This window comes from Dinoroseobacter sp. S76 (assembly GCF_049801095.1).
In the GTDB taxonomy this organism is placed as follows: Bacteria; Pseudomonadota; Alphaproteobacteria; order Rhodobacterales; family Rhodobacteraceae; genus Dinoroseobacter.
In genome coordinates this window covers 147,801-172,937 of the sequence record NZ_JBNAGH010000002.1, presented here as the reverse complement: position 1 = coordinate 172,937, position 25,137 = coordinate 147,801, and the positions used below count along the sequence as shown (strand labels likewise).

The 25,137-nt window shown below is 64.2% G+C and carries 25 protein-coding genes and 1 tRNA gene; 18 read left to right on the top strand and 8 right to left on the bottom strand.

Annotation, left to right across the window (positions count from 1 at the left end; translation table 11 throughout):
- The first annotated feature begins 32 nt into the window (after positions 1-32).
- The 4 genes from ACP153_RS06610 (at position 33) to ACP153_RS06595 (ending at position 3,057) form a co-directional block, all read left to right on the top strand.
- On the top strand, positions 33-614 hold the full coding sequence (locus ACP153_RS06610) for a TRAP transporter small permease (protein ID WP_424970189.1): 582 nt from the start codon (positions 33-35) through the stop codon (positions 612-614).
- Complete coding sequence (locus ACP153_RS06605; protein WP_424970188.1) at positions 611-1,963, top strand: TRAP transporter large permease; 1,353 nt, start codon at positions 611-613, stop codon at positions 1,961-1,963. Before ACP153_RS06610 ends, ACP153_RS06605 begins: the two co-directional genes overlap by 4 nt.
- A 49-nt stretch (positions 1,964-2,012) precedes the next feature.
- A tRNA-Leu gene (locus ACP153_RS06600) sits at positions 2,013-2,099 on the top strand.
- A 502-nt stretch (positions 2,100-2,601) separates the two neighbouring features.
- Complete coding sequence (locus tag ACP153_RS06595; RefSeq protein WP_424970187.1) at positions 2,602-3,057, top strand: hypothetical protein; 456 nt, start codon at positions 2,602-2,604, stop codon at positions 3,055-3,057.
- Between the two features lie 502 nt (positions 3,058-3,559).
- Here ACP153_RS06595 and ACP153_RS06590 read toward each other — a convergent pair.
- The 7 genes from ACP153_RS06590 to ACP153_RS06560 all read right to left on the bottom strand — a co-directional run bounded on the left by ACP153_RS06590 (position 3,560) and on the right by ACP153_RS06560 (position 9,857).
- The gene (locus ACP153_RS06590) at positions 3,560-5,152 is read right to left on the bottom strand and encodes an MFS transporter (protein WP_424970186.1); all 1,593 of its coding nucleotides are present in this window, start codon (positions 5,150-5,152) and stop codon (positions 3,560-3,562) included.
- On the bottom strand, positions 5,136-5,435 hold the full coding sequence (locus ACP153_RS06585) for a GNAT family N-acetyltransferase (RefSeq protein ID WP_424970185.1): 300 nt from the start codon (positions 5,433-5,435) through the stop codon (positions 5,136-5,138). The genes ACP153_RS06590 and ACP153_RS06585 overlap by 17 nt, the downstream gene beginning before the upstream one ends.
- Before the next feature lie 35 nt (positions 5,436-5,470).
- Positions 5,471-7,189, bottom strand: a complete 1,719-nt coding sequence (locus ACP153_RS06580; protein ID WP_424970184.1) for an amidohydrolase — start codon at positions 7,187-7,189, stop codon at positions 5,471-5,473.
- 92 nt (positions 7,190-7,281) lie between these two features.
- A complete protein-coding gene (locus tag ACP153_RS06575) occupies positions 7,282-7,971 on the bottom strand; it encodes a hydrolase (protein ID WP_424970183.1) in 690 nt (229 codons plus the stop codon).
- A gap of 114 nt (positions 7,972-8,085) precedes the next feature.
- Positions 8,086-8,331, bottom strand: coding sequence for a DUF1427 family protein (locus ACP153_RS06570; RefSeq protein WP_424970182.1), 246 nt, complete (start codon positions 8,329-8,331; stop codon positions 8,086-8,088).
- Positions 8,328-8,954: an alpha/beta hydrolase gene (locus tag ACP153_RS06565; protein ID WP_424970181.1), complete on the bottom strand. Its 627-nt coding sequence runs from the start codon at positions 8,952-8,954 to the stop codon at positions 8,328-8,330. Before ACP153_RS06565 ends, ACP153_RS06570 begins: the two co-directional genes overlap by 4 nt.
- 12 nt (positions 8,955-8,966) lie before the next feature.
- Complete coding sequence (locus ACP153_RS06560) at positions 8,967-9,857, bottom strand: ring-cleaving dioxygenase (protein ID WP_424970760.1); 891 nt, start codon at positions 9,855-9,857, stop codon at positions 8,967-8,969.
- Positions 9,858-10,009: 152 nt separating this feature from the next.
- Between ACP153_RS06560 and ACP153_RS06555 the strand changes: the two genes are divergently transcribed.
- The gene (locus ACP153_RS06555) at positions 10,010-10,915 is read left to right on the top strand and encodes a LysR family transcriptional regulator (protein ID WP_424970180.1); all 906 of its coding nucleotides are present in this window, start codon (positions 10,010-10,012) and stop codon (positions 10,913-10,915) included.
- An 11-nt stretch (positions 10,916-10,926) separates the two neighbouring features.
- On the opposite strand, the gene ACP153_RS06550 is transcribed toward ACP153_RS06555, so the two are convergent.
- A complete protein-coding gene (locus ACP153_RS06550; RefSeq protein ID WP_424970179.1) occupies positions 10,927-11,874 on the bottom strand; it encodes a LysR family transcriptional regulator in 948 nt (315 codons plus the stop codon).
- 92 nt (positions 11,875-11,966) lie between these two features.
- Between ACP153_RS06550 and ACP153_RS06545 the strand changes: the two genes are divergently transcribed.
- The 13 genes from ACP153_RS06545 (at position 11,967) to ACP153_RS06485 (ending at position 25,133) form a co-directional block, all read left to right on the top strand.
- Positions 11,967-13,040 (top strand): maleylacetate reductase, encoded by a 1,074-nt coding sequence (locus ACP153_RS06545; RefSeq protein ID WP_424970178.1) that lies wholly within the window; start codon positions 11,967-11,969, stop codon positions 13,038-13,040.
- Positions 13,041-13,066: 26 nt separating this feature from the next.
- On the top strand, positions 13,067-14,341 hold the full coding sequence (locus ACP153_RS06540) for an ABC transporter substrate-binding protein (RefSeq protein ID WP_424970177.1): 1,275 nt from the start codon (positions 13,067-13,069) through the stop codon (positions 14,339-14,341).
- Positions 14,342-14,423: 82 nt separating this feature from the next.
- Complete coding sequence (locus ACP153_RS06535; protein WP_424970176.1) at positions 14,424-15,143, top strand: ABC transporter ATP-binding protein; 720 nt, start codon at positions 14,424-14,426, stop codon at positions 15,141-15,143.
- Entirely contained in the window at positions 15,143-15,937 is a 795-nt protein-coding gene (locus tag ACP153_RS06530; protein WP_424970175.1) for an ABC transporter ATP-binding protein, read from the top strand. The genes ACP153_RS06535 and ACP153_RS06530 overlap by 1 nt, the downstream gene beginning before the upstream one ends.
- On the top strand, positions 15,934-16,794 hold the full coding sequence (locus ACP153_RS06525; protein ID WP_424970174.1) for a branched-chain amino acid ABC transporter permease: 861 nt from the start codon (positions 15,934-15,936) through the stop codon (positions 16,792-16,794). The genes ACP153_RS06530 and ACP153_RS06525 overlap by 4 nt, the downstream gene beginning before the upstream one ends.
- Before the next feature lie 3 nt (positions 16,795-16,797).
- On the top strand, positions 16,798-17,859 hold the full coding sequence (locus ACP153_RS06520; protein WP_424970173.1) for a branched-chain amino acid ABC transporter permease: 1,062 nt from the start codon (positions 16,798-16,800) through the stop codon (positions 17,857-17,859).
- A 3-nt stretch (positions 17,860-17,862) separates the two neighbouring features.
- Positions 17,863-19,620, top strand: a complete 1,758-nt coding sequence (locus tag ACP153_RS06515) for an FAD-dependent oxidoreductase (protein WP_424970172.1) — start codon at positions 17,863-17,865, stop codon at positions 19,618-19,620.
- Between the two features lie 12 nt (positions 19,621-19,632).
- Positions 19,633-20,511, top strand: coding sequence for an intradiol ring-cleavage dioxygenase (locus ACP153_RS06510; RefSeq protein WP_424970171.1), 879 nt, complete (start codon positions 19,633-19,635; stop codon positions 20,509-20,511).
- A gap of 2 nt (positions 20,512-20,513) precedes the next feature.
- Positions 20,514-21,347 (top strand): 3-keto-5-aminohexanoate cleavage protein, encoded by an 834-nt coding sequence (locus tag ACP153_RS06505; RefSeq protein WP_424970170.1) that lies wholly within the window; start codon positions 20,514-20,516, stop codon positions 21,345-21,347.
- Between the two features lie 211 nt (positions 21,348-21,558).
- Positions 21,559-22,167, top strand: a complete 609-nt coding sequence (locus ACP153_RS06500) for an NAD(P)H-dependent oxidoreductase (protein ID WP_424970169.1) — start codon at positions 21,559-21,561, stop codon at positions 22,165-22,167.
- Positions 22,168-22,296: 129 nt separating this feature from the next.
- Positions 22,297-22,980: a glutathione S-transferase family protein gene (locus ACP153_RS06495; protein WP_424970168.1), complete on the top strand. Its 684-nt coding sequence runs from the start codon at positions 22,297-22,299 to the stop codon at positions 22,978-22,980.
- Between the two features lie 19 nt (positions 22,981-22,999).
- A complete protein-coding gene (locus tag ACP153_RS06490) occupies positions 23,000-24,190 on the top strand; it encodes a low temperature requirement protein A (RefSeq protein ID WP_424970167.1) in 1,191 nt (396 codons plus the stop codon).
- Complete coding sequence (locus tag ACP153_RS06485; RefSeq protein WP_424970166.1) at positions 24,183-25,133, top strand: potassium channel family protein; 951 nt, start codon at positions 24,183-24,185, stop codon at positions 25,131-25,133. The genes ACP153_RS06490 and ACP153_RS06485 overlap by 8 nt, the downstream gene beginning before the upstream one ends.
- The last annotated feature ends 4 nt before the right edge of the window (positions 25,134-25,137 follow it).

Here is a 25,137-nt window from a genome sequence, read left to right as displayed (position 1 = left end):
TCCCTGCCTGCCAGAGTAAGAGACACGCTCACATGATCGCACCGACCCTGGAGGCCCGGACGGGCCGCGTGCTCGAGGCGCTGGCGCGCTGGCTGGCCTATGGCGGCGGGCTTGTCCTCGTGGCGATCGCGCTTCTGACCGTGGCCTCGATCACCGGACGGGCCCTGATCGGGCTGGGGCTCTGTCCCATCACCGGCGATTTCGAGCTGGTGGAGGCGGGCTGCGCAGTAGCGATTTTCGCCTTTCTGCCCTGGTGCCAGCTCAAGCGGGGCCATGTCACCGTGGACATCTTCGTGGATCGCTTTCCGGCGCGGCTGAAGGCGTTCACGGGCCTCATTGGCGACACGCTGATCGCGTTGGTCGCGTGCGTGATCTTCTGGCGGCTCTGGCTCGGGTTTGGCGAAAAGTTCCCCTATGGCTCCGAGGCCCTGCGCGAGACGCTTTCCATGGGCTACAAACCCTTCTTCCCGGAAACCACCTATGAGCTCGAGCTGCCGGTCTGGATCCCCTACGCCATGGCGGTGACCGGGGCTGCGATTTTCGTGCTGGTGGCGCTCTATACGGTCTGGCGCAGCCTCAATTGGGTGCTCGCGGGGCGGGAGGGCGCGCTATGAGCGGGATCGAGCTGGCCCTGACGGCTTTTGCCCTGATGCTCGGGGCGATCTTCCTGCGGGTGCCGATTGCGGTGGCCATGGGCCTGACCGGGTTTTTCGGAACATGGATCGTGCTGGGACATCCGAACGCGACCCTGAGCCAGCTCAAGACCCTGAGCTACGACACCTTCTCGAGCTATTCGCTCTCGATCGTGCCGCTTTTCCTGCTCATGGGGCAGTTTGCCACGAAATCCGGCATGTCCGCCGCCCTGTTCCAAGCCGCCTCGGACTGGCTCGGGCACCGCAAGGGCGGGGTGGCCATGGCCGCTGTGGGCGCCTGCGCGGGGTTCGGGGCGGTTTGCGGATCCTCGCTCGCCACGGCCTCGACCATGGGGCAGGTGGCCCTTCCGGAAATGCGCAAGCGTGGCTATTCCGACAGTTTGAGTACCGGGGTGCTGGCCGCAGGCGGCACGCTTGGGATCCTCATCCCGCCCTCGGTGATCCTCGTGATCTACGCGATCCTGACCCAGCAGAATATCGTCAAGATGTTCATCGCCGCGCTCATCCCGGGCATTATCGCAGCGCTGGGATATATGCTGACCGTGGCGATCTACGTGCGGCTGCGTCCGGATGCGGCGAGCACCGCCCCGCGTATCCCCGTGGCCGAGCGGATGCGGACGCTCTGGCGGATCTGGCCGGTAGTGCTGATCTTTGGCCTCGTGATGGGCGGGATTGCCGGGGACTGGAACTGGACGCAGGACGGGGTGCAGGCGCTCTTCACGCCGACCGAAGGGGCGGCCGTGGGGGCGGTCGCCACCGGGCTCTATGGCTGGGCGACGGGCGGGCTAACCTGGCGCGGGTTGCTTGACTCGATCCTGCAAACCGCGAGCGCTTCGGCGATGATCTTTTTCATCGTGCTGGGCGCGCAGCTCTTCAACTCTTTCCTCGCCTTCACCCAGGCGCCGCAGCAGCTGGCCGAGTGGGTCACGACCCAGGGCTTTGCGCCGCTCATGGTGCTTTCGGCGATGCTGCTCTGCTATCTGATTTTCGGCTGTGTCATGGACAGCCTGTCGATGATCCTGCTGACGATTCCGATCTTCTTTCCCATTGTGCAGGCGCTGGATTTCGGCCTGACACCAGAGGAGGCGGCGATCTGGTTCGGGATCCTCGCGCTCATCGTGGTGGAGGTTGGGCTGATCACACCGCCCGTGGGGATGAACCTCTTCATCATCAACTCCATGGCGCGGGATGTGCCCATGGGCCGGACCTATCGCGGGGTCGCGCCCTTCGTGGCCTCGGACCTGATCCGGGTGGTGATCCTCGTGGCCTTCCCGGGCCTCACGCTCTGGCTGGTCGGGGTGATGTTCTAGACGTTTTGCTCTGGACGTCGTTCGCCGGGAGCGGTAGCAGAAGCACCGTGCCCGAGTGGCGGAATTGGTAGACGCAGGGGATTCAAAATCCCCCGATGGCAACATCTTGTCGGTTCGAGTCCGACCTCGGGTACCAAGGCACGTATAGGTCTGACGGTTGATCGAGTAGACACTGGTTCGCCGGTGAGCCTCGAGCCCTACCGTTGCTTTCGCTGCCCTTTGGAATTGCTGTGAATGCAAAGACCCTCAGCGCTTACATCGGTTATGGCAAAGGACATGGTCTTTGGTCACTCTGAGCAAGCGCAGAGTTGGGATGGTTGCTGGAACTTGATCAAGAGAACGAGTTCTGCAGGTAACTTAGCTTGCGAGCCCACGCGATGAGGTGCCGTCGCCTGTGGGGCTTCTCTGTGGAGTGTTCGGAGGTCGCTCCGGGCCAAGGAGCAGAATGGCTGCAAACCCAGTGCTGATTGAACAATGAGGCGCCATCTCTTTTCTGGCCACCTTCAGAATTCCAAAGAACAGCCTAATGCTGCGCGGTAGGTATCTACGCTCGTTGAAACCTATCGATCTAAGAAATAGTTCTCTCTTCTTGCATTCTCGCAATGCTATAGGCTGTATCTTTACTTGTTGCCTGGCACATGCTGGTCATTGCTTGGCACAACGCGCAATTCTTTGACCGCCAAGTGCAGGCTTCTTTGCATAGTGTTGGGCACGCCAACTCTCTGGGTTGGTTTGAGTCTTCTTCGCATTGTGCGATACTTCAAGCACATCTACCGTGTTTTGAAGAGTGCGCTTGTCAGCGAGAAAGGGGTCTGGAAATGGCAAAAGACACAGGATGGGCGCTTGTCTCTGCCTATTATAGCGCTCTTGTCCGTGAGAATGGCCTAGTTAGGGTCATCGTTATTTATCTGCTGGTTTTGGTGGTGGTGCTTGCAGCGCCAATACTTGAGTATCTGGAACACCCAACTTACTTGCAAAGCCGGTATCGCCTTCCTGTGATTATGAACTCTGCTGCTCTTTTGATTATTTTTCCAATCGACTTATTCATGAGGATAAGGAGATTCAAAAGAAACGATCATCAAATGGAGAAATAGGTGATCGGGTGAAAGGGCTTGAATAGGTACAGGCCTAAACGCTCCTGCAATCGTTCTCTTTAGACGTACCGGGAACATATCTTGAGATTTTTGATGCAATTGATGGTCGTGGCTCAGCGTTCTGCCAAACCGTTCCTTTTTCCATCGTGAGTTGAGGCTGCAGCTAACGTAAACAGCTTTGTCACTTGAGTTGTCAGACCGTCATTGGGGGGCGGGGCTTCACGGCTGTGAGGATTTCTGTCGCCGAGAGGAGATAGACTCTGTGATAGTGCGGTTCCTATGCTCCTGCCTCGAAAGGAACACGGCGGCCTCTTGTCTTTGACCGCAAGACCTGAGCGGAGCATTCTAGCGGCCTGCTGTGCAGAGCTCGGCGCGCCCTGCCTCACAGATACGCGCTTGAGAGCGGAGGAACGGCGGTCTTTGACACAGGGAGGCTCTGCTTCTCTGGTCCAGAAGCAATGGATTCATTGGAAAGCGCCTCTGGTTGTAAAGGGCCGGGGCGCTATGGGCCCGAACCGGGCGCGATGTAGTGGCGTACGACCGGGCCGGTGTCGCGTTGGTCGAAGGCTCGGACTGTTGCCTGAAGGTCCGCGTCGTGTTGGGTCACCCGTTTATGCTGCTCGAGATGCTCGGCCCAGCTGGGCAGGTGGAAGCTCTCGATCCAGAGCCCGGCTTGCTCCACATTCTGGTGCAGATGCCAGGCCGTGGCGCCGTCGCGATACCTCTCCTTGGCGAAACCGGTCATGGCTGCGAGGAAGGCGGCGCGATCCTCTTCGGCGATCTGGTATTCGACCGTGACCATGGCGGGCTGCGCGGCGATTGCCGGGCCATCGAGGGCAGGGGCCTCGGGCCAGGCGGAAGCGGGAGAGAGGTCGAGGGCTTCTCCCTGACCGACCTTGAAGCCCCGCGTTGCGAGCAGACCGAGCCCCAGACCGGCGGCCGCGATCAGCAAGGCGGCTGGCACGGCGGTTGCATGGGCGATCTGGCCCCAGATGACGGAGCCGAACGCCATGGAGCCGAAGAACACCATGAGAAACACGGCAAGCCCCCGGGCGCGCACCCAATCCGGCAGGGCCATTTGCGCCGACACGTTGAAGGAGGTCAGCACGGCGATCCAGCTCAGTCCCCCGAGAAAGGCCGCGATCATCAGGACCGCCGGGCTCGCGGACAGGGCGAGGATCAGGAGTGCCAGGGCCGTCCCGATCGTCCCTGCCTGCACCGTCTGATCCGAGGTGAGCCGCCCGCCAAGCCGCGGCAGGAGCAGCGCGCCGGTCACCGCCCCGGTGCCGATCAGGGCCATGAGCGCCCCATAAAGCTGGGAGCCGCCACCCTCAGCGCCCCGCGCAATCAGAGGCAGCAGGGACCAGTAGGCCGACGCAAAGAGGAAGAAGGCCAAGGCGCGCACCAAGGTTGCGACCATGGGCGGGTTGTGACGCACATGGCGCAGCCCTGTGGCCATCTCCGACAGGATGGGGCCGTGATAAGCCGGCGCGGGGCGTGGCTCCGGTCGCCAGAGCACGAGGGCCAGGATGATCGCCAGATGGCTGATCGCATTGAGCGCAAAGGGCGCTGCCAGACCCACGGTGGCGATCAGGATGCCGGCCAGGGCGGGGCCGATGGCGCGGCTGATATTGATCCCCATGGAATTCAGGGCGATGGCGGGTTTCAGCGTGTCGCGCGGCACAAGCTGGGGCACCACGGCTTGCCAGGCGGGGGCCATGAAGGCAGCGCCGGTTCCGATCACAAGGGTGAAGAGCACCAGCAGGGTCGGCGTCATGCGCTCCTGCCAGACCAGTATGGTCAGCACCGTGATCACCGCCGTCAGCGCGATATTGATGAGGATCAGCATCCGGCGCTTGTCCAACCGGTCGGCCAGCGCGCCGGCCAGAAGGGCAAAGAGAAAGACGGGCAGGGTGGTGGCCGCCTGCACCAGTGTGACCACCGAGGGGCTCGGGTTCAGGGTTGTCATCAGCCAGCCCGCCCCGACATCATGCATCCAGGTGCCGATATTCGAGATCAGCGTGGCCGTCCAGAGCAGCGCGAAGGCGCGATGACCAAAGGGCGCGAAAGCCCCGGGTTTAGGCGGCGATGACATCGGCCGTCTCCTCCTTGTGGCGGGCCACATAGCTGCGAAAGAACGGACAGATCGGCACGATCTTGTGGCCGACGGCCCGGGCATCGGCGATCACTCGCGCGGCCAGCAGGTTTGCCACCCCCATGCCGCGCATGCTCTCGGGGACCTCGGTGTGATCCACGCTGAACTCGGTCGCCGTGCGTTGGGTGAAGACCATCTGCGCGACCCCGTCGACACCCTCGGCCTGGGCGAGATAGCGGCCCTTTGTGCCCTGCAAGTCGCGGCGGATCTGGAAATCTGGCATGTGACGTGTCCTTCTGGCGTGCTCTTGAAGCGCGATCAAAGCCCGGGGCGCGGGGCGGCCCCCGGCGCGCCGAAGACCGGCAGCGGCGACCAGTCGGGCAGGGCATCGAGCGGCGGAGGGGCTAGATCGGAAAACGCGTCCTTGGCAAAGACGATCTTGCCGCCCAGCAGCGTCAGATCCGCCTCGATATTGATGATGTCATCTTCCGCGACGGTGAAATAGTCCCGGTCGAGCACGGCGAAATCCGCGAATTGCCCGGGCTTGATCTGACCCTTCTTGCCTTGCTCGCGGCTGAACCATGCGCCCTCTGCCGTCCAGTGGCGCAGGGCGTCATGGCGGTCGATCCGGTTCTGGGGATCCCAGATCACATCGCCGCCGCGCCCCTTGCCCGAGACCGCCCAATGGATGGCCAGCCACGGGTTGTAGGAGGACACCCGCGTCGCATCCGTACCCGCCGCCAGCGGGACGCCCGAGGCCATCATCTTCTTCACGGGCATCACCTCGCGCAGGGCGTCGGTGCCGTAGCGGGTCTCATAGGCACGGGTCTGGAAGGCGATCCGGTTCTGATAACTGATCCCGCCGCCGAGCCGCGCGACCCAGTCCATGGTCTCGGTCGAGATCGTCTCGCCATGGTCGAAGATCCAATTGAGCTCCTCGAGGCCCTGGCCCTGTCCGACCTCTTCGACGAGGCTCAGCAGGCGATGGGCGCTTTCCTCATAGGTGCAGTGGAAGCGGATCGGCCACCGGTTCTCGAAAAGAAACTCGAGCACGGGGCGGAGGTCGCTCTCCATCCGCTTGGCAAGGGTCGGGCGGGGATAGGAGAAATCCTCGAAATCGTAAGCGGAGGCAACGAGCATTTCGCCCGCGCCCACGCATTTGAGATAGTCGTCGCCTTCATCGGGCTTCACGAGGTCATGCCAGGCCTTGAAGTCGTCGAGCTCCAGCCCCGGGCGTTGGGCAAAGAGCTGATAGCCGATGCGCACGGTCTGCTCGCCGCGGGTGTTCAGGGCCGAGATCACGCCGTAATCGTCCGGGTAGTTCAGAAACCCGCCCGCGCAATCGAGGGCCGAAGTCAGGCCCAGCCCGTTCAGGGCGCGGAAATAGTGCTTGGTCGAGGTGATCTGCTGCTCGAAATCGAGCTTCGGCGCCATGTCGAGCAAGGCGTAGAGCGGCTGCGCATTGGGCCGCGCGAGCGCCAGCCCTGTGGGATTGCCCTGATCATCCCGTTCCAGACGACCGGACACGAAGGGCTCGTAGTAGTGGCCGTCGATCCCGAGGGCGCGCAGGGCCGCCTTGTTCAGCCAGGCGCGGTCATAAAGATGCAGGACATAGACCGGCACCTCGGGGGCGACGGCGTTGATCTCGTCGATCGTGGGCAGGCGCCGCTCGGCGAACTGATCGGCGGACCAGCCGCCCACCACGCGGATCCATTGCCCCACCGGGGTGCGCTGCGCTTGCGCCTTGAGCATGCGCAGCCCATCCGCAAGGGACGGCACATGGTCCCAGCGCAGTTCCATGGCGAAATTGTTGCCCTGGCGGATGATATGGGTGTGGCTGTCGATCAGGCCCGGGATGACGCGCTGGCCGCCCGCATCGATCATCTTGGTCTCGGGCCCCTTATGAGCGCGGATCTCGGCCTCCGTCCCGACGGCGAGGATCAGGCCGTCCTTGACCGCGATGGCGCTGGCCTCGGGATGCTCCGGGTCCATGGTGGTAACTTTGCCATGGGTCAGGATCAGGTCGGCAGTGGTCATGAGGCGCTCCTATGGGTCAGGGACCCGTGCGGGTTGTGTCTGGGGGAGAGGGCCGCGCCGCCCGGGCGTTTCCGGACGGCGCGGGCGATCCGCTATTCTGCGGCAATCGGGGCGAGGGTCTCGCCGCTATGGGCGGTGCGGGACGGGGCCTTGTGGACCATGGTATAGGCGTAATCCACGCCCATGCCGTAGGCGCCGGAATGCTCCTGCACCAGAGCGATGACCGCGTCATAGGTCTCCTTCCGGGCCCAGTCGCGCTGCCATTCGAGCAGAACCTGCTGCCATGTCACGGGGATCACCCCGGCCTGCACCATGCGGTCCATGGCGTATTTATGGGCGTCTTCGGAGGTGCCGCCGGAGGCATCGGCCACCATGTAGATCTCGTAATCCGTATCCGCGAGACAGCTCAGGGCGAAGGTCAGGTTGCAGACCTCGGTCCAGAGACCCGAGACCACTATCTTCTTGCGCCCTTCTGCGGCGCCCTTGGCCAGCGCATCCCGGACCTTCTGGTCGTCCCAGGAGTTCATGGAGCTGCGCTCCAGCAGCGGTGCGTCAGGCTGCACATCCAGAAGTTCGGGATAGGTGTGCCCGGAAAAGCTCTCGGTTTCGACGGTGGTGATCACGGTCGGGATGTCAAAGATCCTGGCCGCCTTGGCGAGGCCCACCGTGTTGTTCTTGAGCGTCTGGCGGTCGATGGATTGCACGCCAAAGGCCATTTGCGGCTGGTGATCGATAAAGATGATCTGACTGTTCTGCGGTGTCAGGACGTCGAGTTTGGACATGGGGGTCTCCTTCTTGTCAGGGGAACGGGTCTTGGGGTGAACGGGAGCGGTGGCTTGTTTTGCTCGGGTGGTTCTGCGGATCCGGGGTGAGGGTTTGTGATCGGTACGGGACGCTCAGCTTTTGTCGCTGGGCCCGTCCTCGGGGCGCTCCGGGATTTCAAAGGATTTGAGGTGCAGCGCATGGGCGATGGGCTGGGCATGGCCCTTGATCCACTGGACCGCGGCCTCGCCCGCCAGCATGCCTAGCAGACCGAGCAATGCGATGATCGGCGGAGCGGGCGAGCGGACGGAGACCAGCCCATAGATCACGCCCACGGCGATGCCGACCCCGAGTGACAGCAGGTACGGTGTCCAGCTCATGCGGCCTCCGCATCCGGGCGGGTTTCGAAAAGCGCGGCCAGCGCCAGCGCTTCCTCGCGGCGCAGCTCATGCCCGCCCTCATGGGCCACAAGGCGCAGATCCGCCCCCTGCTGCCGCATCCAGGTCTCCAGCCGCTCCGTCATCGGCCAGGGGCAGATCGGATCGCGATGGCCTGCAGTGATCAAGACGCGAGTTCCGGCGAGCCCCGGGGCCGGGTCCGGCTCCCAGGGGATCAGCGGATGCAGAAGCCCGACCCGGTCAAAGAGCTCGGGGTGCCGCATCACAACCGAGGCGAGGATGTTCGCGCCGTTGGAGTAGCCAAAACCATAGACCGGTCGGTCCGGGTGCTCGGCTTTCCAGGCGGCAATGAAGCCGGCCATCCTCTCTGTCGCTCGGGCGAGATCGGCCATGTCATAGACCCCCTCGGCGGTCCGGCGAAAAAACCGCGCCGCGAGGCCTTCGGAGACATCGCCCCGGGGCGAGACCACGCCCGCGCCGGGCACAAGCTCCTGGGCGAAGGCGAAGAACTGATGTTCGTCGCCGCCGGTTCCATGGAAGGCGAAGATCAGCGGGGCCGCGCCTTCCGGCGGCTTGGTGCGGGCGTGATAGGCGAGCATGGTCATGGCGCGCTCTCCTCAGGCAATCTCGGGGAGGCGCTTTTCGATTTGCGCGCGGTAGGGGCGGTAGCGCTCCGGCAGCTTGAGGGCCTCGCCCAGATGGGCCGTGTCCTCGTCCCGGTCAAAGCCCGGCTCGTTGGTGGCAATCTCGAAGAGAACCCCGCCGGGCGTGCGGAAATAGATCGCCCAGAAATAGTCCCGGTCGATCACGGGCGTGACCTGATACCCCGTGGCCATCAGCGCCTCGCGCACCTTGAGTTGTGCCGCGCGATCCTCGACCGCGAAAGCGATGTGGTGGACCGAGCCCGCTCCCTGATGGGCGTGCTGCGCGCCGGGCAATTCTTCGAGATCGATGGTTCGCGCCGCATTGCCGCCCTCGATGCGGTAGCGGGTGACCGCGCCTGCGCTGGCCTCTTTTTCATAGCCCATGAATTCCAGAAGCTCGCCGGTCGCCGCCGCATCCCGCAGCCGGAAGCGCGCCCCGTGAAAGCCGAGGATCCCCTCGCCGGAGCCGATCCCTGCAGCGGTCCAGGCGGCGCGGCCTTCGGGTTCGGCCTCGACAAGGGCAAACCCGTCTCCATCGGGGCCGTCAAAGGCAAGGCGCGCTTCGCCGAGGAAACTGTCGGATGTGAGGCCGGTGACCTGCTGTTTCTCAAGGTAGTCGCGCCAGAAAGGCAGCGCGCCCTTGGGCACCGCGAATTCGGTCACGCCGACCTCGCCCACGCCGCGCTGGCCCTTGGGCATGTTGCCAAAGGGGAAATAGGTCATGACCGAGCCGGGCGTGCCCTGGGCGTCGCCATAATAGAGGTGATAGACCTCCGGCGCGTCGAAATTCACCGTCTTCTTGACCCGGCGCAGCCCAAGCGAGTTGGTGAAGAACCGGTTGTTTTCATTGGCATCCGCCGCCATCGATGTGACGTGATGCAACCCTTGGATCAGCTTTTCCACTCTCTGGCTCCTGATGTGTTCTGGTGCGTTGTCCCAGAGCTAGGGCCTGGCATTGTGCATGACTATGGAAATGAATTTGCATATATTATTGCACCAGAGATAATGGTGACCCCATGCAGGATCTCAAACCCATTCGCGTATTCCTCGAGGTGGCCCGGCTCGAAAGCTTCGCCGCCGCCGCCAAGGCGCTGCGCATCACACCGGCCTCGGTCACCCGCATCATCGCCAAGCTTGAGGAGGAGTTCGGTCATCAGCTGCTGGTTCGCACGACCCGTCAGGTGGGCCTGACTTCCACCGGCGCGCTGGTGGCGGCGCGCTATCGCCCCTTGCTGGAGGCGTTCGACCGGGTGGAGCGGGATCTGGAGCGTGAGATGCAGCCCCATCGCGGCCGTCTGTCGGTCAATGCGCCCATGTCCCTCGGGCTGCGCGTTCTGCCGCGTCTGATCGACAGTTTCCGCATGGCCTATCCCAATATCGACCTGAACATGCGCCTCACGGATCAGCTGGTGGATATCGTATCGGAAAGCTGCGATCTGGCCATCCGGGTCTCCGCACCCCCGGTGGATAAATCAACAATCTGGCGCAAGCTCTGCAAGGTCCCGGTGCGCGCCGTCGCGGCCCCGGCCTTGTTCGAGCGCTATCCCAGACCGCGCACGCCCGAGGATCTCGACCCGCAGATTTGCCTCTCCTATGGCGAGGAGGATGTGCCGGAGGTCTGGAACTTCGAAAAAGGCGCGCTGAAGCGACCGGTTGCGACCGGTGCCAGGGTGCATAGCAACAATGGCGATCTGCTCTTTGAGCTGGCTCAGGCCGGGCTCGGCATCGTGGTGCTGCCGGAGTTCCATATGGGGCAGGGGCTGGCGGAGGGGCGCGTGGAAGAGGTGCTGCCGGATTGGTCTTTGCCGCCGCTCTGGCTGTCGCTCTACTATCCGCCCTACGAGGCGCTGCCCCCTTTGGTGGCGACTTTCGCGGATTTCTTCGAGGCGTTTCTTGCCGATATGGGCGGGTTCGATTTCTGAGCTAAGGCCCCCTAGCGCCAGAGCTGATCCTGCCGGTGCTGGCTGATCCGTTTTGACAGGTTCTCGAATTGCGACACGACAAAGGCCTTGAACCGGTCGGCGGCCGGGTTCCGGATCGCTGCTTCATTGGACAGCACCCCGAGCATCCGGTCCGGATGGCCGATTTCCAGCGGCAGGGCTGAAATCTGGTTCTGGGCCTTCATCTCGAACACCACAGAATAGGGCAGCACCGTCAGGTTGTCGGACCCGGCCAGCACGCTCACCACCGAGGCCAGCGAGCCGCCGGAGAAATTGATCCGAAAATCCTTGGCCCCGATCCGGGCGAGCGCGCGCTGCAGATCGCGGTAGAGCGGGCTGTCCGTGGGCGGCGCGATCCAGGCGTATTGCGAGATATCCGGCAGCGTCACGGATTTCTTGCGCAGAAGCGGATGCCCGGTCCGGCAGGCGATCACGTTCTGACCGGAGAGGATCGGCTGAAACCGCAAGTCATCGGGCACCTGTCCCTGCTGCAGCGGGACAATGGCCAGATCGAGCGTGCCATTGCGCAGCCGCTCGATCAGCGCGTCGGCATAGCCATAGCTCTGCTCCACCAGCACGTCGGGCATGTGCTGTTGAAACCGGGCGATCAGGGCGGCGATCACCCCGTCCATGAAGACCGGCGTTCCGCCCACGCGGACAAAGCCCGTATGCCCGGTGCGAAAGCGATCAACCTCCTGTCCTGCGGTGCGCGTGGCCTCGCGCACGGCCCGGCCCAGAACGGCGAGGGACATGCCGAGATCCGTGGGCTTCAGGGGGCGGCGTCCCGGATGAAAGAGCGGCGCGCCGATCCGGCTTTCGAGCTGCGAGACCGTGCGCGAGATCGAGGGCTGGGACTTGCCGAGCGCCTCGGCGCCTTCGGTCAGACCGCCATGGTCCACAATGGCCGCGAGGATCTCCAGATGGCGGGGATCAATCTTCATAACTTTGAGTTATATAGTCTGTCTGTAATTCGATCAAATTCGAAAACGGGCTCTGCTACCCCTGTCGTCACGCAAGGAGGTGGGGAGCGTCGATGTCTTTCTTTCAGCGCGAATTTGTCGCCAATAGTGCTCAGGTCCGGGTGCGGTTCGGGCCCGGCGTGCGCCATGAGCTCGGCGCAGAGATTGCCCGGATCGGCGCAAAGCGCGCCCTGATCCTGTCCACGCCGCAGCAATCCGAGACCGCGCTCGCCTTTGCCGAGCGGATTGGCGCGCGGGCCGCCGGCGTCTTCACCGGCGCCCGGATGCACACGCCGGTCTCGGTGACCGAAGAGGCGCTCCGGCAGGTGGCGGAGGCGCGGATCGATTGCCTTGTGGCCGTGGGCGGGGGCTCCACCACGGGGCTCGCCAAGGCCATCGCCTATCGCACGGACCTGCCGCAGATCGTGGTGCCCACGACCTATGCCGGCAGCGAGGCCACGCCGATCCTGGGTCAAACCGAGGCGGGGCGAAAGACGACCCTGAAGGACCCGAAGGTGCAGCCCGAGGTGATCCTCTATGATGCAGAACTGGTGGCGAGCCTGCCGGTGCCGATGACCGTCACCAGCGCGCTCAATGCCATCGCCCATGCGGCGGAGGGGCTATATGCGCAGGATCGCAACCCGCTTTCGACCGCGCTGGCGCTCGAGGGGGTGCGCGCCCTTGTGACGGCTCTGCCCCGGGTTCTGGAGGATCCCGCTGATCTCGATGCGCGGGGCGAGACGCTCTATGGCGCCTGGCTCTGCGGGACGGTTTTGGGGCAGGTGGGCATGGCCCTGCACCACAAGCTTTGCCACACGCTGGGCGGGTCCTTCGATCTGCCCCATGCGGAGACCCATGCGGTCATCCTGCCCCATGCCATCGCCTATAACGCCCAGGCTGCAGCGGCGGAACTGGCCCCCATGGCCGCGCTGTTCGGAGCCGAGAGCGCGGGAGCGGGCCTGCACGCGTTCGCCACGCGGATGGGCGCGCCCACGCGGCTTGCGGATCTGGGTCTTGCCGAGGCGGATCTGGGTGCCGCGGCCGAAATCGCGACGCAGAACGCCTATTGGAACCCGGCACCGCTGACGCAAGCGGGCCTGCACGCGCTGCTGGAGGCCGCGTTCCACGGCCATGCGCCAAACACATAACACACAGAATTCTGGGAGGATTTCACATGATTTCACGGAGGACCCTGCTGACCTCGACCGCCGCTTCGGGGGCCGCGCTGGCCATGGGTGGCCTGGCCGCGCCGGCCATCGCACGGGGCGCCAAGATCAAGATCGGCTATGTGACGCCGCAATCGGGGCCGTTGGCGGCCTTTGCCGAGGCCGATCCTTTCATCCTCGACGGGTTCGCAGCGAGCGAGGCCGGAGCGAACTTCGAAGTGATCGTCAAGGACAGCCAGTCCAACCCGAACCGCGCCGCCGAAGTGGCGCAGGAGCTGATCGTGGATGACGAGATCGACCTGATGCTCGTGGCCTCGACGCCCGAGACCACGAACCCGGTCACCACCACCTGCGAGAATGAGGAGATCCCCTGCATCTCGACCGTGGCGCCCTGGCAACCCTGGTTCATCGGGCAGCAGGGCAATCCCGGCAATCCCGAGAGCTGGCAGCCCTTCAACTACGCCTATCACTTCTTCTGGGGGCTGGAGGATGTGATCGCGGTCTTCACCAATATGTGGGCCCAGCTGGAGACCAACAAATCCGTGGGCGGGCTGTTTCCCAATGATGGCGATGGCAATGCCTGGGGCGATCCGAATGTGGGCTTCCCGCCGGTGCTCGCCGCGCAAGGCTACGGGCTGAGCGATCCGGGGCGGTACCAGAACCTGACCGATGACTTCTCGGCGCAGATCAACGCCTTCAAGGCCGCCAATGTGGAGATCGTGACAGGTGTGGTCATTCCGCCGGATTTCACGACCTTCTGGACCCAGGCCCGGCAACAGGGCTTTGCCCCCAAGGCCGCCTCGATCGGCAAGGCGATCCTCTTCCCGCAGGCTGTGGAGGCCCTCGGCGAGACCGGCCACAACCTGTCGTCGGAGGTCTGGTGGTCGCCGACGCACCCGTTTGCCTCCTCCCTGAACGGGATGAGCGCGGGCGATCTGGCGGCGGGATTCACGGCGGCCACGGGGCGGCCCTGGACCCAGCCGATCGGATTTGTCCACGCCCTGTTCGAGGTGGCCGCCGATGCCATGGGGCGGGTCAGCGACACCCGGGACCCGGATGAGGTGTCCGAGGCCATCGCGGCCACGCGGCTCGACACGATTGTCGGACCACTCGCCTGGGACGGGGCCGGTCTGCCGCCCTTTGCGGCCCGGAACGTGGCCAAGACACCCCTTGTGGGCGGCCAGTGGCGACTGAAGGAGGGCGGGGGTTATGACCTTGTTATCGTTGACAATCAGACCGCCCCGGATGTTCCGACCGGCGGGGTGATGGAACCTCTCCTCTGATCCGTAAACCGGTGCCGGGCCACGCGCCCGCACCCTTTCCCGTCACATGAGATCCCGACCCTGGTCGGGGCAGGTCTTTCGCATGAGCATGTTACATCTCGAAAACGTCTCGAAAAGCTTCGGCTCGCTCAAGGTGACCGATGGTGTCAGCTTCGATGTGCCCGAAGGGCAGGCGCTCGGCATCATCGGGCCCAACGGGGCCGGGAAATCGACCCTCTTCAACCTGATCACCGGCAACCTGATGTCCGATGCGGGACGCATCGCGTTTGATGGGCAGGATGTCACGCAAGCCCCGCCCATGCAGCGTTGTCTCGGCGGGGTAGGCCGGTCCTTTCAGATCCCGCAGCCCTTCGAAAAGCTCACGGTCTTCGAGAACCTTCTGGTGGCGGCGACCCATGGGCGGCGCGCCTCCGAGGCGGCGGTGACGCAGGATTGCGCCGATGTGCTGGATCGGACGGGCCTGATGCCCCGGGCCAACACGCAGGCGGGCGCTCTGACGCTGCTGGAGCGCAAGCGGCTGGAGCTCGCACGGGCCATGGCCACGGGGCCGAAGCTCCTGCTGCTCGACGAGATCGCGGGCGGGCTCACGGATGCGGAGTGCAAATCCCTCGTCCAGACCATTCGCGACATCCATTCCGAAGGGGTCACGATCATCTGGATCGAGCATGTCCTGCATGCGCTGACCAGTGTGGTGGAGCGGCTCCTGGTGCTCGATTTCGGGCGGGTCATCGGGATCGGCGATCCCGGCGAGATCATGGAGAGCCGCGCGGTCAAGGAAATCTATCTGGGGATCGACATCTGATGACACTGCTGGAGACATGCGGGCTCACGGCGCGCTACGGGGATTTTCAGGCCCTGTTCGGCGTGGATATCCGTCTGGAGCGCGGCGAGACCGTGGCGATCATCGGGGCCAATGGGGCGGGCAAGACCACGCTCATGCGGTCCATCACCGGGGTGCTGCGCAACGCGCCCGAGCAAATCCGCCACAAGGGGGTCGAGATCGGCCATCTGCCCGCGGACACGATCATGAAACGCGGTATCGCCATGGTGCCCGAGGGGCGCAGGCTTTTCCCGTCCCTCAGCGTCGAGGAAAATCTGATCATCGGCGGGCAGCACAAGGGCGGGCGCGATCTGGGTGACCGGATCGACAGTTTCCTGTCGCGGTTCACCGGCGGGCCGGACCCCATGGCGCTTGGCGGCGGGCATGACGGGCAGGGGTACTGGACCCTCGAGACCATCTTCGAGCTCTTTCCGATCCTGCGCGAGCGGCGCGACACGCCCGGCACGGCGCTCTCGGGCGGACAGCAGCAGATGGTGGCGATCGGGCGGGCGCTGATGTCGAACCCGGATGTGCTGCTCTGCGACGAGATCAGCCTCGGCCTTGCGCCCGTGGTGATCAAGGACATCTACGCGGCACTGCCCAAGATCAAGCAGAGCGGCGCCAGCGTCATCGTGGTCGAGCAGGATATCGGGCAGGCCATGGCCGTGGCCGACCGGGTCTATTGCGTCATGGAAGGCCGCGTGACGCTCGAGGGGCGTCCCTCGGAGATCAGTCGGGATGACATTCAAGCGGCCTATTTCGGAGCAGTTGCATGATCTGGATCGACACCCTTGTTCAAGGCGTCCTGCTGGGCGGGCTTTATGCGCTCTTTGCGGCGGGGCTGAGCCTCGTTTTCGGGATCATGCGCCTTGTGAACCTCGCCCATGGGGATCTCATCATCCTCGGGGCCTACATCATCCTGCTTTGCGTCAGCACGCTCGGGCTCAGCCCGTTTCTCGCAGTGATCATCGCGGCACCGCTGATGTTCGTGCTGGGCTGGGGTCTGCAGAAACTCGTGCTGAACCGCACCCTTGGCGAGGACATCCTGCCACCGCTTCTGGTGACCTTTGGTCTCTCCATAGTGATCCAGAACGGGCTGCTTGAGGGGTTTTCCGCGGACAGCCAGCGGATCTCCGTCGGGGCGCTGGAGATCGCCTCGGTCAGCGTCGGGCCGGTCAGCATGGGGGTGCTGCCGCTTCTGACCTTCGGCTCGGCCATCGCGGTGATCCTCGTGCTCAACCACATCTTCTACCGCACGGCGATTGGCCGGGCCTTTCGCGCCACTTCCGATGATGCGGTGACGGCGAGCCTGATGGGCATCAAGCCGGAGCGGGTCTTTGCCACGGCGACCGGGCTCGCCCTCGTGGTCACGACAATCGCCGCGCTCTATCTCGGGGTGCGGGCGAATTTCGACCCCTCCATCGGGCCCGTGCGGCTGATCTACGCCTTCGAGGCGGTGATCATCGGCGGCTTGGGCAGCCTCTGGGGCACCTTGCTGGGCGGGATCGTGATTGGCGTCGCCCAGACCGTAGGGGCCGCGATCAACCCGGAATGGCAGATCCTCGCAGGGCATGTGGCCTTTCTCATCGTTCTTCTGATCCGCCCGCGCGGGCTCTTTCCGAAGGGGAGCTGATCCATGCAGACCGCCTATACCCTCACCATTCGCACCCCCGCCTCGGGGATCGCAGGTCTGGCCGCCGCAGCGCTTCTGGTCGCTCTGATCTCGGCACCGTTTTTTGCCTCGCGGGGCATGATCCAGGATCTGTTCTTCATCCTGACGATGCTGACTCTGGCGCAATACTGGAACCTGCTTGCGGGCTATGGCGGGCTCGTCTCGGTTGGCCAGCAGGCCTTTGTCGGGATCGGGGCCTACGCGCTTTATGGCGCGGTGATCCTCGGTGGCGTGGATCCCATCGCGGCAATCCTGCTCGCCGGGGGTGCGGCACTCGTGATGTCCATCCCAACGGCCTTTTTCGCCTTCCGCCTGCACGGCGCCTATTTCGCCATCGGAACCTGGGTGATCGCCGAGATCGCGCGGCTTTCAGTGGCGCAATGGCAATCGGTGGGCGGCGGCACGGGCACCTCCTTGCCGAGGGACGCCCTGCGCGAGCTGGCCTTTGTCGAGACGATCCAGTCGCTCTTTGATGTGCGCGCCAGCGCGGCCCGGGACATCCTCGCCTATTGGCTGGCGCTCGCCCTGGCCGTGGCGACCATCGCCGGGATCTACTGGCTCTTGCGGACCAAGCGCGGGCTCGCGCTGGCGGCTGTGCGCGACAACACCGAGGCCGCGAAATCCGTCGGCGTCGATGCCGGGCGCATGAAATGGGTGGTGTTTCTCACCTCCGCCTTCGGGACCGGGCTGGCCGGAGGGTTGATCTATCTGCAAAAGGCACGGATCTCGCCCGACGCGGCCTTCAGCGTCACGGACTGGACCGCCTATGTGATCTTCATCGTGGTGATCGGGGGCATCGGCACGATCGAAGGCCCGATCCTCGGCGTTCTGGTCTTCTTCGTGCTCCAGAGCCTGCTGGCCGATTACGGCAGCTGGTATCTCATGATCCTCGGGCTGATCGGCATCGCCGTCATGCTCTTTGCGCCGCGCGGCCTCTGGGGGCTGATTTCCGAGCGCACGGGTCTGCAACTTTTTCCAATTCGGCGCCGTCTTGTCGGCAGCTCCAAAACCAAAGGGGAGGGCTAATCCATGGCCGATTTCACAACGGATGTCATGATCGTCGGAACGGGTCCTGCGGGATCCGCAACCGCCGCATTGCTGTCCAGCTACGGCATCGAGAACATGGCCGTGAACCGCTATCGCTGGCTGGCCAACACGCCGCGCGCCCATATCACCAATCAGCGCTGCATGGAGGTGCTGCGCGATCTGGGTCCCGAGGTCGAGGAAGAGGCCTATATGCATGGCGCGCATCAGGATCTGATGGGCGAGAATGTCTTCTGCGAGAGCCTTGCGGGCGAAGAGATCGGGCGCATGAAGAGCTGGGGCAAGCATCCGCTCTCCCGGGCCGAGCATCAGCTGGCCTCGCCCTGCCAGATGATCGACCTGCCGCAGACCTTCATGGAGCCGATCCTCTTTGGCACCGCGTGTCGGCGGGGCACGCAGGCCCGGATGTCGGTCGAGTATCTGCGCCATACGCAGGATGCCGAAGGGGTCACCACCACCTGTCTTGATCGGTTGTCGGGGCAGGAATTCACCGTCCGCTCGAAGTACCTGGTCGGTGCGGATGGTGGCAATTCACTGGTGGCCGAGCAGGAAAACCTGCCCTTTGAGGGGCAGATGGGCGTGGGCGGGTCCATGAACATCCTGTTCCGCGCGGATCTCTCCAGACATGTCGCGCATCGGCCTTCGGTCCTCTACTGGGTGATGCAGCCCGGCGCGGATGTGGGCGGGATCGGCATGGGGCTGGTGCGGATGGTGCGCCCCTGGAACGAGTGGCTGATCGTCTGGGGCTATGACATCAACCAGCCCGCGCCGGAGGTGGACGAGGCGCTCGCCACCGAGGTTGCGCGGCAGCTGGTCGGTGATCCCGAGCTCGAGATCGAGCTGATCAGCGCCAATACCTGGACCGTCAACAACATGTACGCCACCCATATGCAGAGCGACCGCGTCTTCATCATGGGCGACGCGGCGCACCGGCATCCGCCCTCGAACGGGTTGGGGTCGAACACCTCCATTCAGGATGGTTTCAACCTCGCATGGAAACTGGCCGCCGTACTGAAGGGGCAGGCGGGGCCGCGCCTTCTGGACAGCTATTCCGAGGAACGCGCGCCTGTGGCCAAGCAGATTGTCACCCGTGCCAATCAGTCGATCACCGAGTTCGGCCCGATCTTCGAGGCGCTTGGCATGGCCGAGGGGGTGAAGCCCGAGATCATGCAGCAGAACCTGGAGGCCCGCTGCGAGACGACCCCGGATGCGGAAAAACAGCGGGAGGCGATCCGCGAGGCCATCGCCTTCAAGAAATACGAGTTTGACGCCCATGGGGTCGAGATGAACCAGCGCTACAGCTCCGGTGCGATCGAGACCGATGGCCAACTTGAGCCTGCCTTCGAGCTGGATGCCGAGCTCCACTACCAGCCAACCACCTGGCCCGGGGCGCGCATGCCTCATGTCTGGCTCTTTGATCACAAGAGCGGCGAGCGGCACTCCACGCTCGATCTGAGCGGGCGGGGCAAGTTCACCCTCTTCACCGGGATCGGCGGCGAGGCCTGGGGGGAGGCCGTGGCGGCGCTCAACGCCGAGCTCGGGCTCGACATTCGCTGCCACCTCGTGGGGCCGCGGCGGGAGGTCGAGGATCTGACCGGGGACTGGGCCCGCGCGCGGGAGATCACGGATTCAGGCTGCATCCTCGTGCGCCCGGACCACCACGTGGCCTGGCGGGCCGACAGTCTCAGCGCGGATCCGCAGGCGGATCTGAAGCGCGTACTGACCCAGATCCTGGCATTGTGAGGGGTAAATCCGATGGAAGCGCATGAAAAAGGGTTTTTCACCGAGGCCGACAGTGTCGAGGTGGTCACCGGTCGCAATGCCAATACGGAGGATCCACGCCTCAAGGAGGTGATGGAGGTCATCACCCGCAAGCTCCACGAGGCCGTGAAGGAGATCGAACCCACCCAGGAGGAATGGTTCAAGGCGATCATGTTCCTCACCGAGACCGGCCATAAATGCGACGCCTGGCGGCAGGAGTTCATCCTGCTGAGCGATATTCTCGGCGTTTCCATGCTGGTGGATGCGATCAATTCGCGCCGCCCGAGCGGAGCGTCGGAGAACACCGTGCTCGGCCCGTTCCATGTGCCGGACGCGCCGGAATACCCGATGGGCACCAATATTTGTCTCGACCAGAAGGGCGAGGACATGGTCGTGCGCGGGCGGATCCTCGATACCGAGGGCAACCCGGTCGCCAATGCCAAGATCGATGTCTGGCAGACCAATGATGACGGGTTCTACGACGTCCAGCAGAAGGGGCTGCAGCCGGACTTCAACCTGCGCGGCGTGTTTCGCACCGGGGCCGATGGCAGCTACTGGTTCAAGGGGGTGAAGCCGCGCTTCTATCCGATCCCCGATGACGGCCCCGTGGGGCAGCTTCTGGGCCATCTCGGACGGCATCCGAACCGCCCGGCCCATCTCCATTTCATCGTGACCGCCGAAGGGTTTGACCCGCTCACCACCCATATCTTCGATCCCGATGATCCCTATATCAACACGGATGCGGTCTTCGGCGTGAAAGAGAGCCTTCTGGCCGATCTGCGCCAGGTGACAGATCCGGCGCGATCCGCCCAAGTGGGCTTTGACGGGCCCTATTGGGAGATCGAGTTCGACTTCGTTCTGGCGCAGGTGTGACCATGGGACAGCCTTGCATCATCTGCGTGGCCATCACCGGCTCCCTGCCCAGAAAGGCCCATAACCCGGCTGTGCCGATCAACGTCGCCGAGCAGGTCGAAAGCACTCAGGCCGCCTTTGAGGCCGGGGCCACGATCTGCCACGCCCATGTGCGCAATCCTGACGAGACGCCCTCCGCGGACCCCGAGGCATTCGCGCGGCTCAAGGAAGGGCTCGAGACCCATTGCCCGGGCATGATCCTGCAGTTCTCCACAGGGGGGCGGTCCGGCGCGGGCAAGAGCCGGGGCGGCATGCTGCCCCTGCGTCCGGATATGGCGTCCCTCTCGGTGGGGTCCAACAACTTCCCCACGCGGGTTTATGAGAACCCGCCGGACCTAGTGGCCTGGCTGGCCGCCGAGATGCGCACCCACGGGGTGAAGCCCGAGATCGAGGCCTTTGACCTCAGCCATATCCTGCAGGCCAAACGCATGGTCGATGAGGGCACCCTCGACGGCCCGCCTTATGTGCAATTCGTGATGGGCGTGAAGAACGCCATGCCAGCGGATAAGGCGGTGTTCGATTTCTATGTTGAAACCGTCGCGCGTCTCTTTGGCCCCGATGCCCCCTGGTGCGCGGCGGGGATCGGACGGCATCAGCTGGAGCTCAACGACTGGGCGATTGCGGCCGGGGGGCATGCGCGCACGGGTCTCGAAGACAACCTGCGGCTCGACCGAACCACTCTCGCCCCGTCCAACGCAGCCTTGGTGGCGCGCACCGCCGAGATCTGTGCGCAGCATGAGCGGCCCGTCGCGACGGTTCAGGAGGCACGGGCGATCCTCGGCCTTCGGGCGGCGTGAAAGGCGGTCGGTGATGGTGGGGCCCCCAAGGGCGCCCGCGTGATCTCGCCGCCCGGCAGCGGCGCATCGCTAGGATCGTGGCGGGTCCTTGGGGTCCGGGAAGGTAGGTTACCAAAAGTATACTAGTTGATTTCGGTTCACTGCTTGCGCAAGTCCTCTCCCGAAGCGGCGGGCGCAATGGCACCCGCGAGACACAAGCTAGGACCTTCAGATGAGCAAGATCTTCATTCTCAACGGCGCTCAACCCTATCCTTTTGCCCCCGGTGCACTGAACGCGGCCTTCGCGCAGCGGGCTAATGACGCTCTGGAAGGGGCCGGCCATACCCTGCGTTTGACCACGATCGCAGAGGGCTATGACGTCGAGGCCGAGATCGCGAACCATCAATGGGCGGACCGGATCCTGCTGCAATTCCCGGTCAATTGGATGGGGGTTCCGTGGTCCTTCAAGAAGTACATGGACGAGGTCTATACGGCGGGCATGGATGGGCGGCTCTGTCACGGGGATGGCCGCAGCCAAGAGGCGCCCAAGGCCAATTACGGCATGGGCGGTGCGCTCAGCGGGACGCGCTACATGATCTCGGCCACGCTGAACGCGCCGAGGGCGGCGTTCGACACGCCATCCGAGCCGTTCTTTGCAGGGGCGCGCATTGATGACCTGCTGCGACCCGTCCATCTGAACGCAAAGTTCTTTGGTATGGCTCCGCTGCCGACCTTCGCCGCCCATGACGTCATGAAGAACCCGGAGATCGCGCAGGATTTCGCCCGGTTCGATGCCCATATTGCGGAGCATTTCGGGGCGCTGACCCATGCCGAGGCTTGAGATGCGTGCGCGCAACCTCAGGGCGGCGCCTGGTTCGGGCGGCATATCTGACGCTCTGGGCTGCACCCCCGGGGAGTACTTTGCGGCCATGCCTTCGGTCGCTGGCCCTCTCCCAGAGAGGGCCGATTGATGCCCGTCACGCTGCTCGGATATCCCGTCTCGCCCTTCGTGCGTAAAGTGCGCGTCGCGTTGGAGACAAAGGGCATCCCCTACAAGCTCGACCCGGTCGTCCCCTATACGGAGCGGGAGAAGGTCTTGCGCCACAACCCGTCCGGGACCGTGCCGGTGCTTCTGCCCGGCGACGGCGCCGCCCCGATCACCGAGAGCGCCGAGATCATCGCCTGGAGCGAGAGCATCACCCCCGACCCGCCGCTGATCCCCGCCGCGCCTGCCGATCGGGCACGCGCCTTGCGGATCCAGAGCTTCGCCGACAGCCGCATGGCGCAGGTCTTTGGCGGGATGATGATCGGCCAGCGCATTATCGTGCCGTTCTATTTCGGTAAACCCCGGGGCAAGGAGGAGGTCGTGGCCAAGGCCATGACCACCGACGCACCGCCCTTGCTGGACGAGATCGCGGGCCTTCTGGGAGAGGCGGAGTTCGCTGCGGGCAGCTTCAGCATTGCCGATATCGCCATGGCCAGTTGGCTCCGCGGGGCGCAGATCACCGGGTTCCGCATTGATCCCGCGATCTGGCCCAGCCTGACCGCCTGGCTCGCGCGCTGCTATGCCCAGCCCGGTTTCGCCTCGGTGATCGCAGACGAAGAGACCACCGACCCGGTGATCTGGGCCCGCGCCCGCTACGGGCAGGTTTGACAGGACAGGAGCCGATCCCATGGCACTCCACGATCATCCCATGTGGCGCAAGCCGCAGCATCACCAGGATCTCGATCACGCCCATGAGCATGTCCACTGGACGGAGCTTTTCTACGATCTGATCCATGTGGTGACGATTTTCCTTCTGGGGAATTACCTGTCGCACCATCTGGATCCCCAGGGGTTTCTGGTCTTCGCCGGTCTCTTCATCGCGCTCTGGTATGCCTGGGGGGAGCTGAGCATTTTCAACTCCATCTATGTCAGCACGGATGTCTGGCACCGGGTGATCATGGCGGTGATGATCTGCACGCTGATGTTCATGGCCGCCGCCATTCCGGCCATCAATGGGGGCGGGTGGGCCTTCTTCGTGCTGGGGTTCGCGGCAAACCGCGCGATGCTGGCGGCGCTCTACCTGCGCGCCCGTCGGATCACCGCATCGAGCCAGTCCATGTGCACCGTCCAGATCCGCAACTTTGCCTGTTTCGCGCTCGTCTTCGCGATTATCGCCTTTCTGCCCAAGCCCTTGGCCTACTGGGCCTTTGCCGCGGCGATGGTGGCCACGCAGCTGGTCTACATGATCCCCAAGCTTTCGGTTCTGCGCTTTGAGCGCTTCGTGCCGCGGGCCGGGCATATGGCCGAGCGCTTTGCGCTTTTGACCTTGATCGTTCTGGGCGAGGGGTTCTTCAAGTTGGTCGTCACCCTGTCCGAGAAGGGGATCTACAAGGCCGCGCCGGATGTGCTGGTCAATTTCGTCATCGGCGGCGTGGCCATGTTCGTCATGTGCTGGATCTATTTCGACTTCGTTGGCAACGGGAAGCCGAAGAACACCCGGCCCGCAACGCTGATCACCTGGTGGCTGGCGCATCTCATCTTGATGCTCTGCGGTGTCATGGTGGGCGTGGCCCTGGCCGCGGAGGTGAAGGTCGGGTTCTGGGAGCCCTATCCGACCAAATATGCGGCCATCGGGTGCTTCGGATTGGCGGGCTATATCGCGATGCTCTGGGGGCTGAGCCACGTGATCGAGCACCGGGTCGCGTCAGAGTTCGGGCGCGGGGATGTGCGTCTCTTCGGGATCGTGCTGGCCATCGCGACCTTCTTCATCGTGCCCCATGTTCCGGCCCTTGTGGGCAACCTGCTCTGGGGCACGGCGCTGTTTTCGCAGATTGTCATCCCGGTCTTCCGCGCCTGGCGGAGGTTCCGGCATGAATGATACTGCATCGCTCCGGTCGCGGGTTCACTGGTGGCTCGAACGCCCCGACCGCGAGGCGCCGGGACCACGTCTGCTGGAACGCGCTCTGATCGCATTGATCACCCTCAATGTGGCGGCGGTGATCCTCGAGACGGTCGATGGGATCTATGCCCGTTGGCAGGGGGCGTTCGACCTCTTCGAGGGGATCTCGCTCGCCATCTTCATCCTCGAATATGTGGCGCGTCTTTGGAGCGCGCCGGAGGATCCGCGCTTCCGCTCGCACGGCAGATGGATGCTCTCCCCCGTGGCGATCATCGATCTGCTGGCGATCCTGCCCGCGCTGCTCGTGGTGCTGGTCCCCGTGGATCTGCGGATATTGCGCGCCTTCCGGCTGCTGCGCCTGCTCAAGCTCACGCGCTATTCTCCGGCGCTCGGGATGCTGCTCGCGGTCTTTGAGGAGGAAGCCGGGGCCTTCTTCGCCGGGTTCTTCATCCTGATGGTGATGCTCGTGCTTGCGGCAAGCGGTGCCTGGCTGGTGGAGCATCAGGCGCAGCCCGAGACCTTTGGGTCTATCCCCGCCGCGATGTGGTGGGCTGTCGCGACCCTGACCACCGTGGGGTATGGCGATGTCACGCCAGTGACTGTGGCGGGCAAGGTCTTTGGTGCCGTGATCACAGTGCTCGGGATCGGCATGGCCGCCTTGCCGGCGGGCATTCTGGCCAGTGGGTTGAATGAGCAGCTGCATCGCCGCCGGTCCAATATGCAAGCCCAATTCCGCGCGGCGCTCGCCGATGGGTTCATCTGCGACGCGGAGGAGCGCGAAATCGAGGCTCTGCGCCGGTCGCTCGGGTTGTCGCCCGGGGTGGCCTTGCAGATCCGACAGGAAGTGGAGGCCGAGTTGCATGCCCGGATGGGCCGCTGTCCGTCCTGTGGTCGTGCCGTGCCGGAGCCTTGGGAGAGTTGAGATG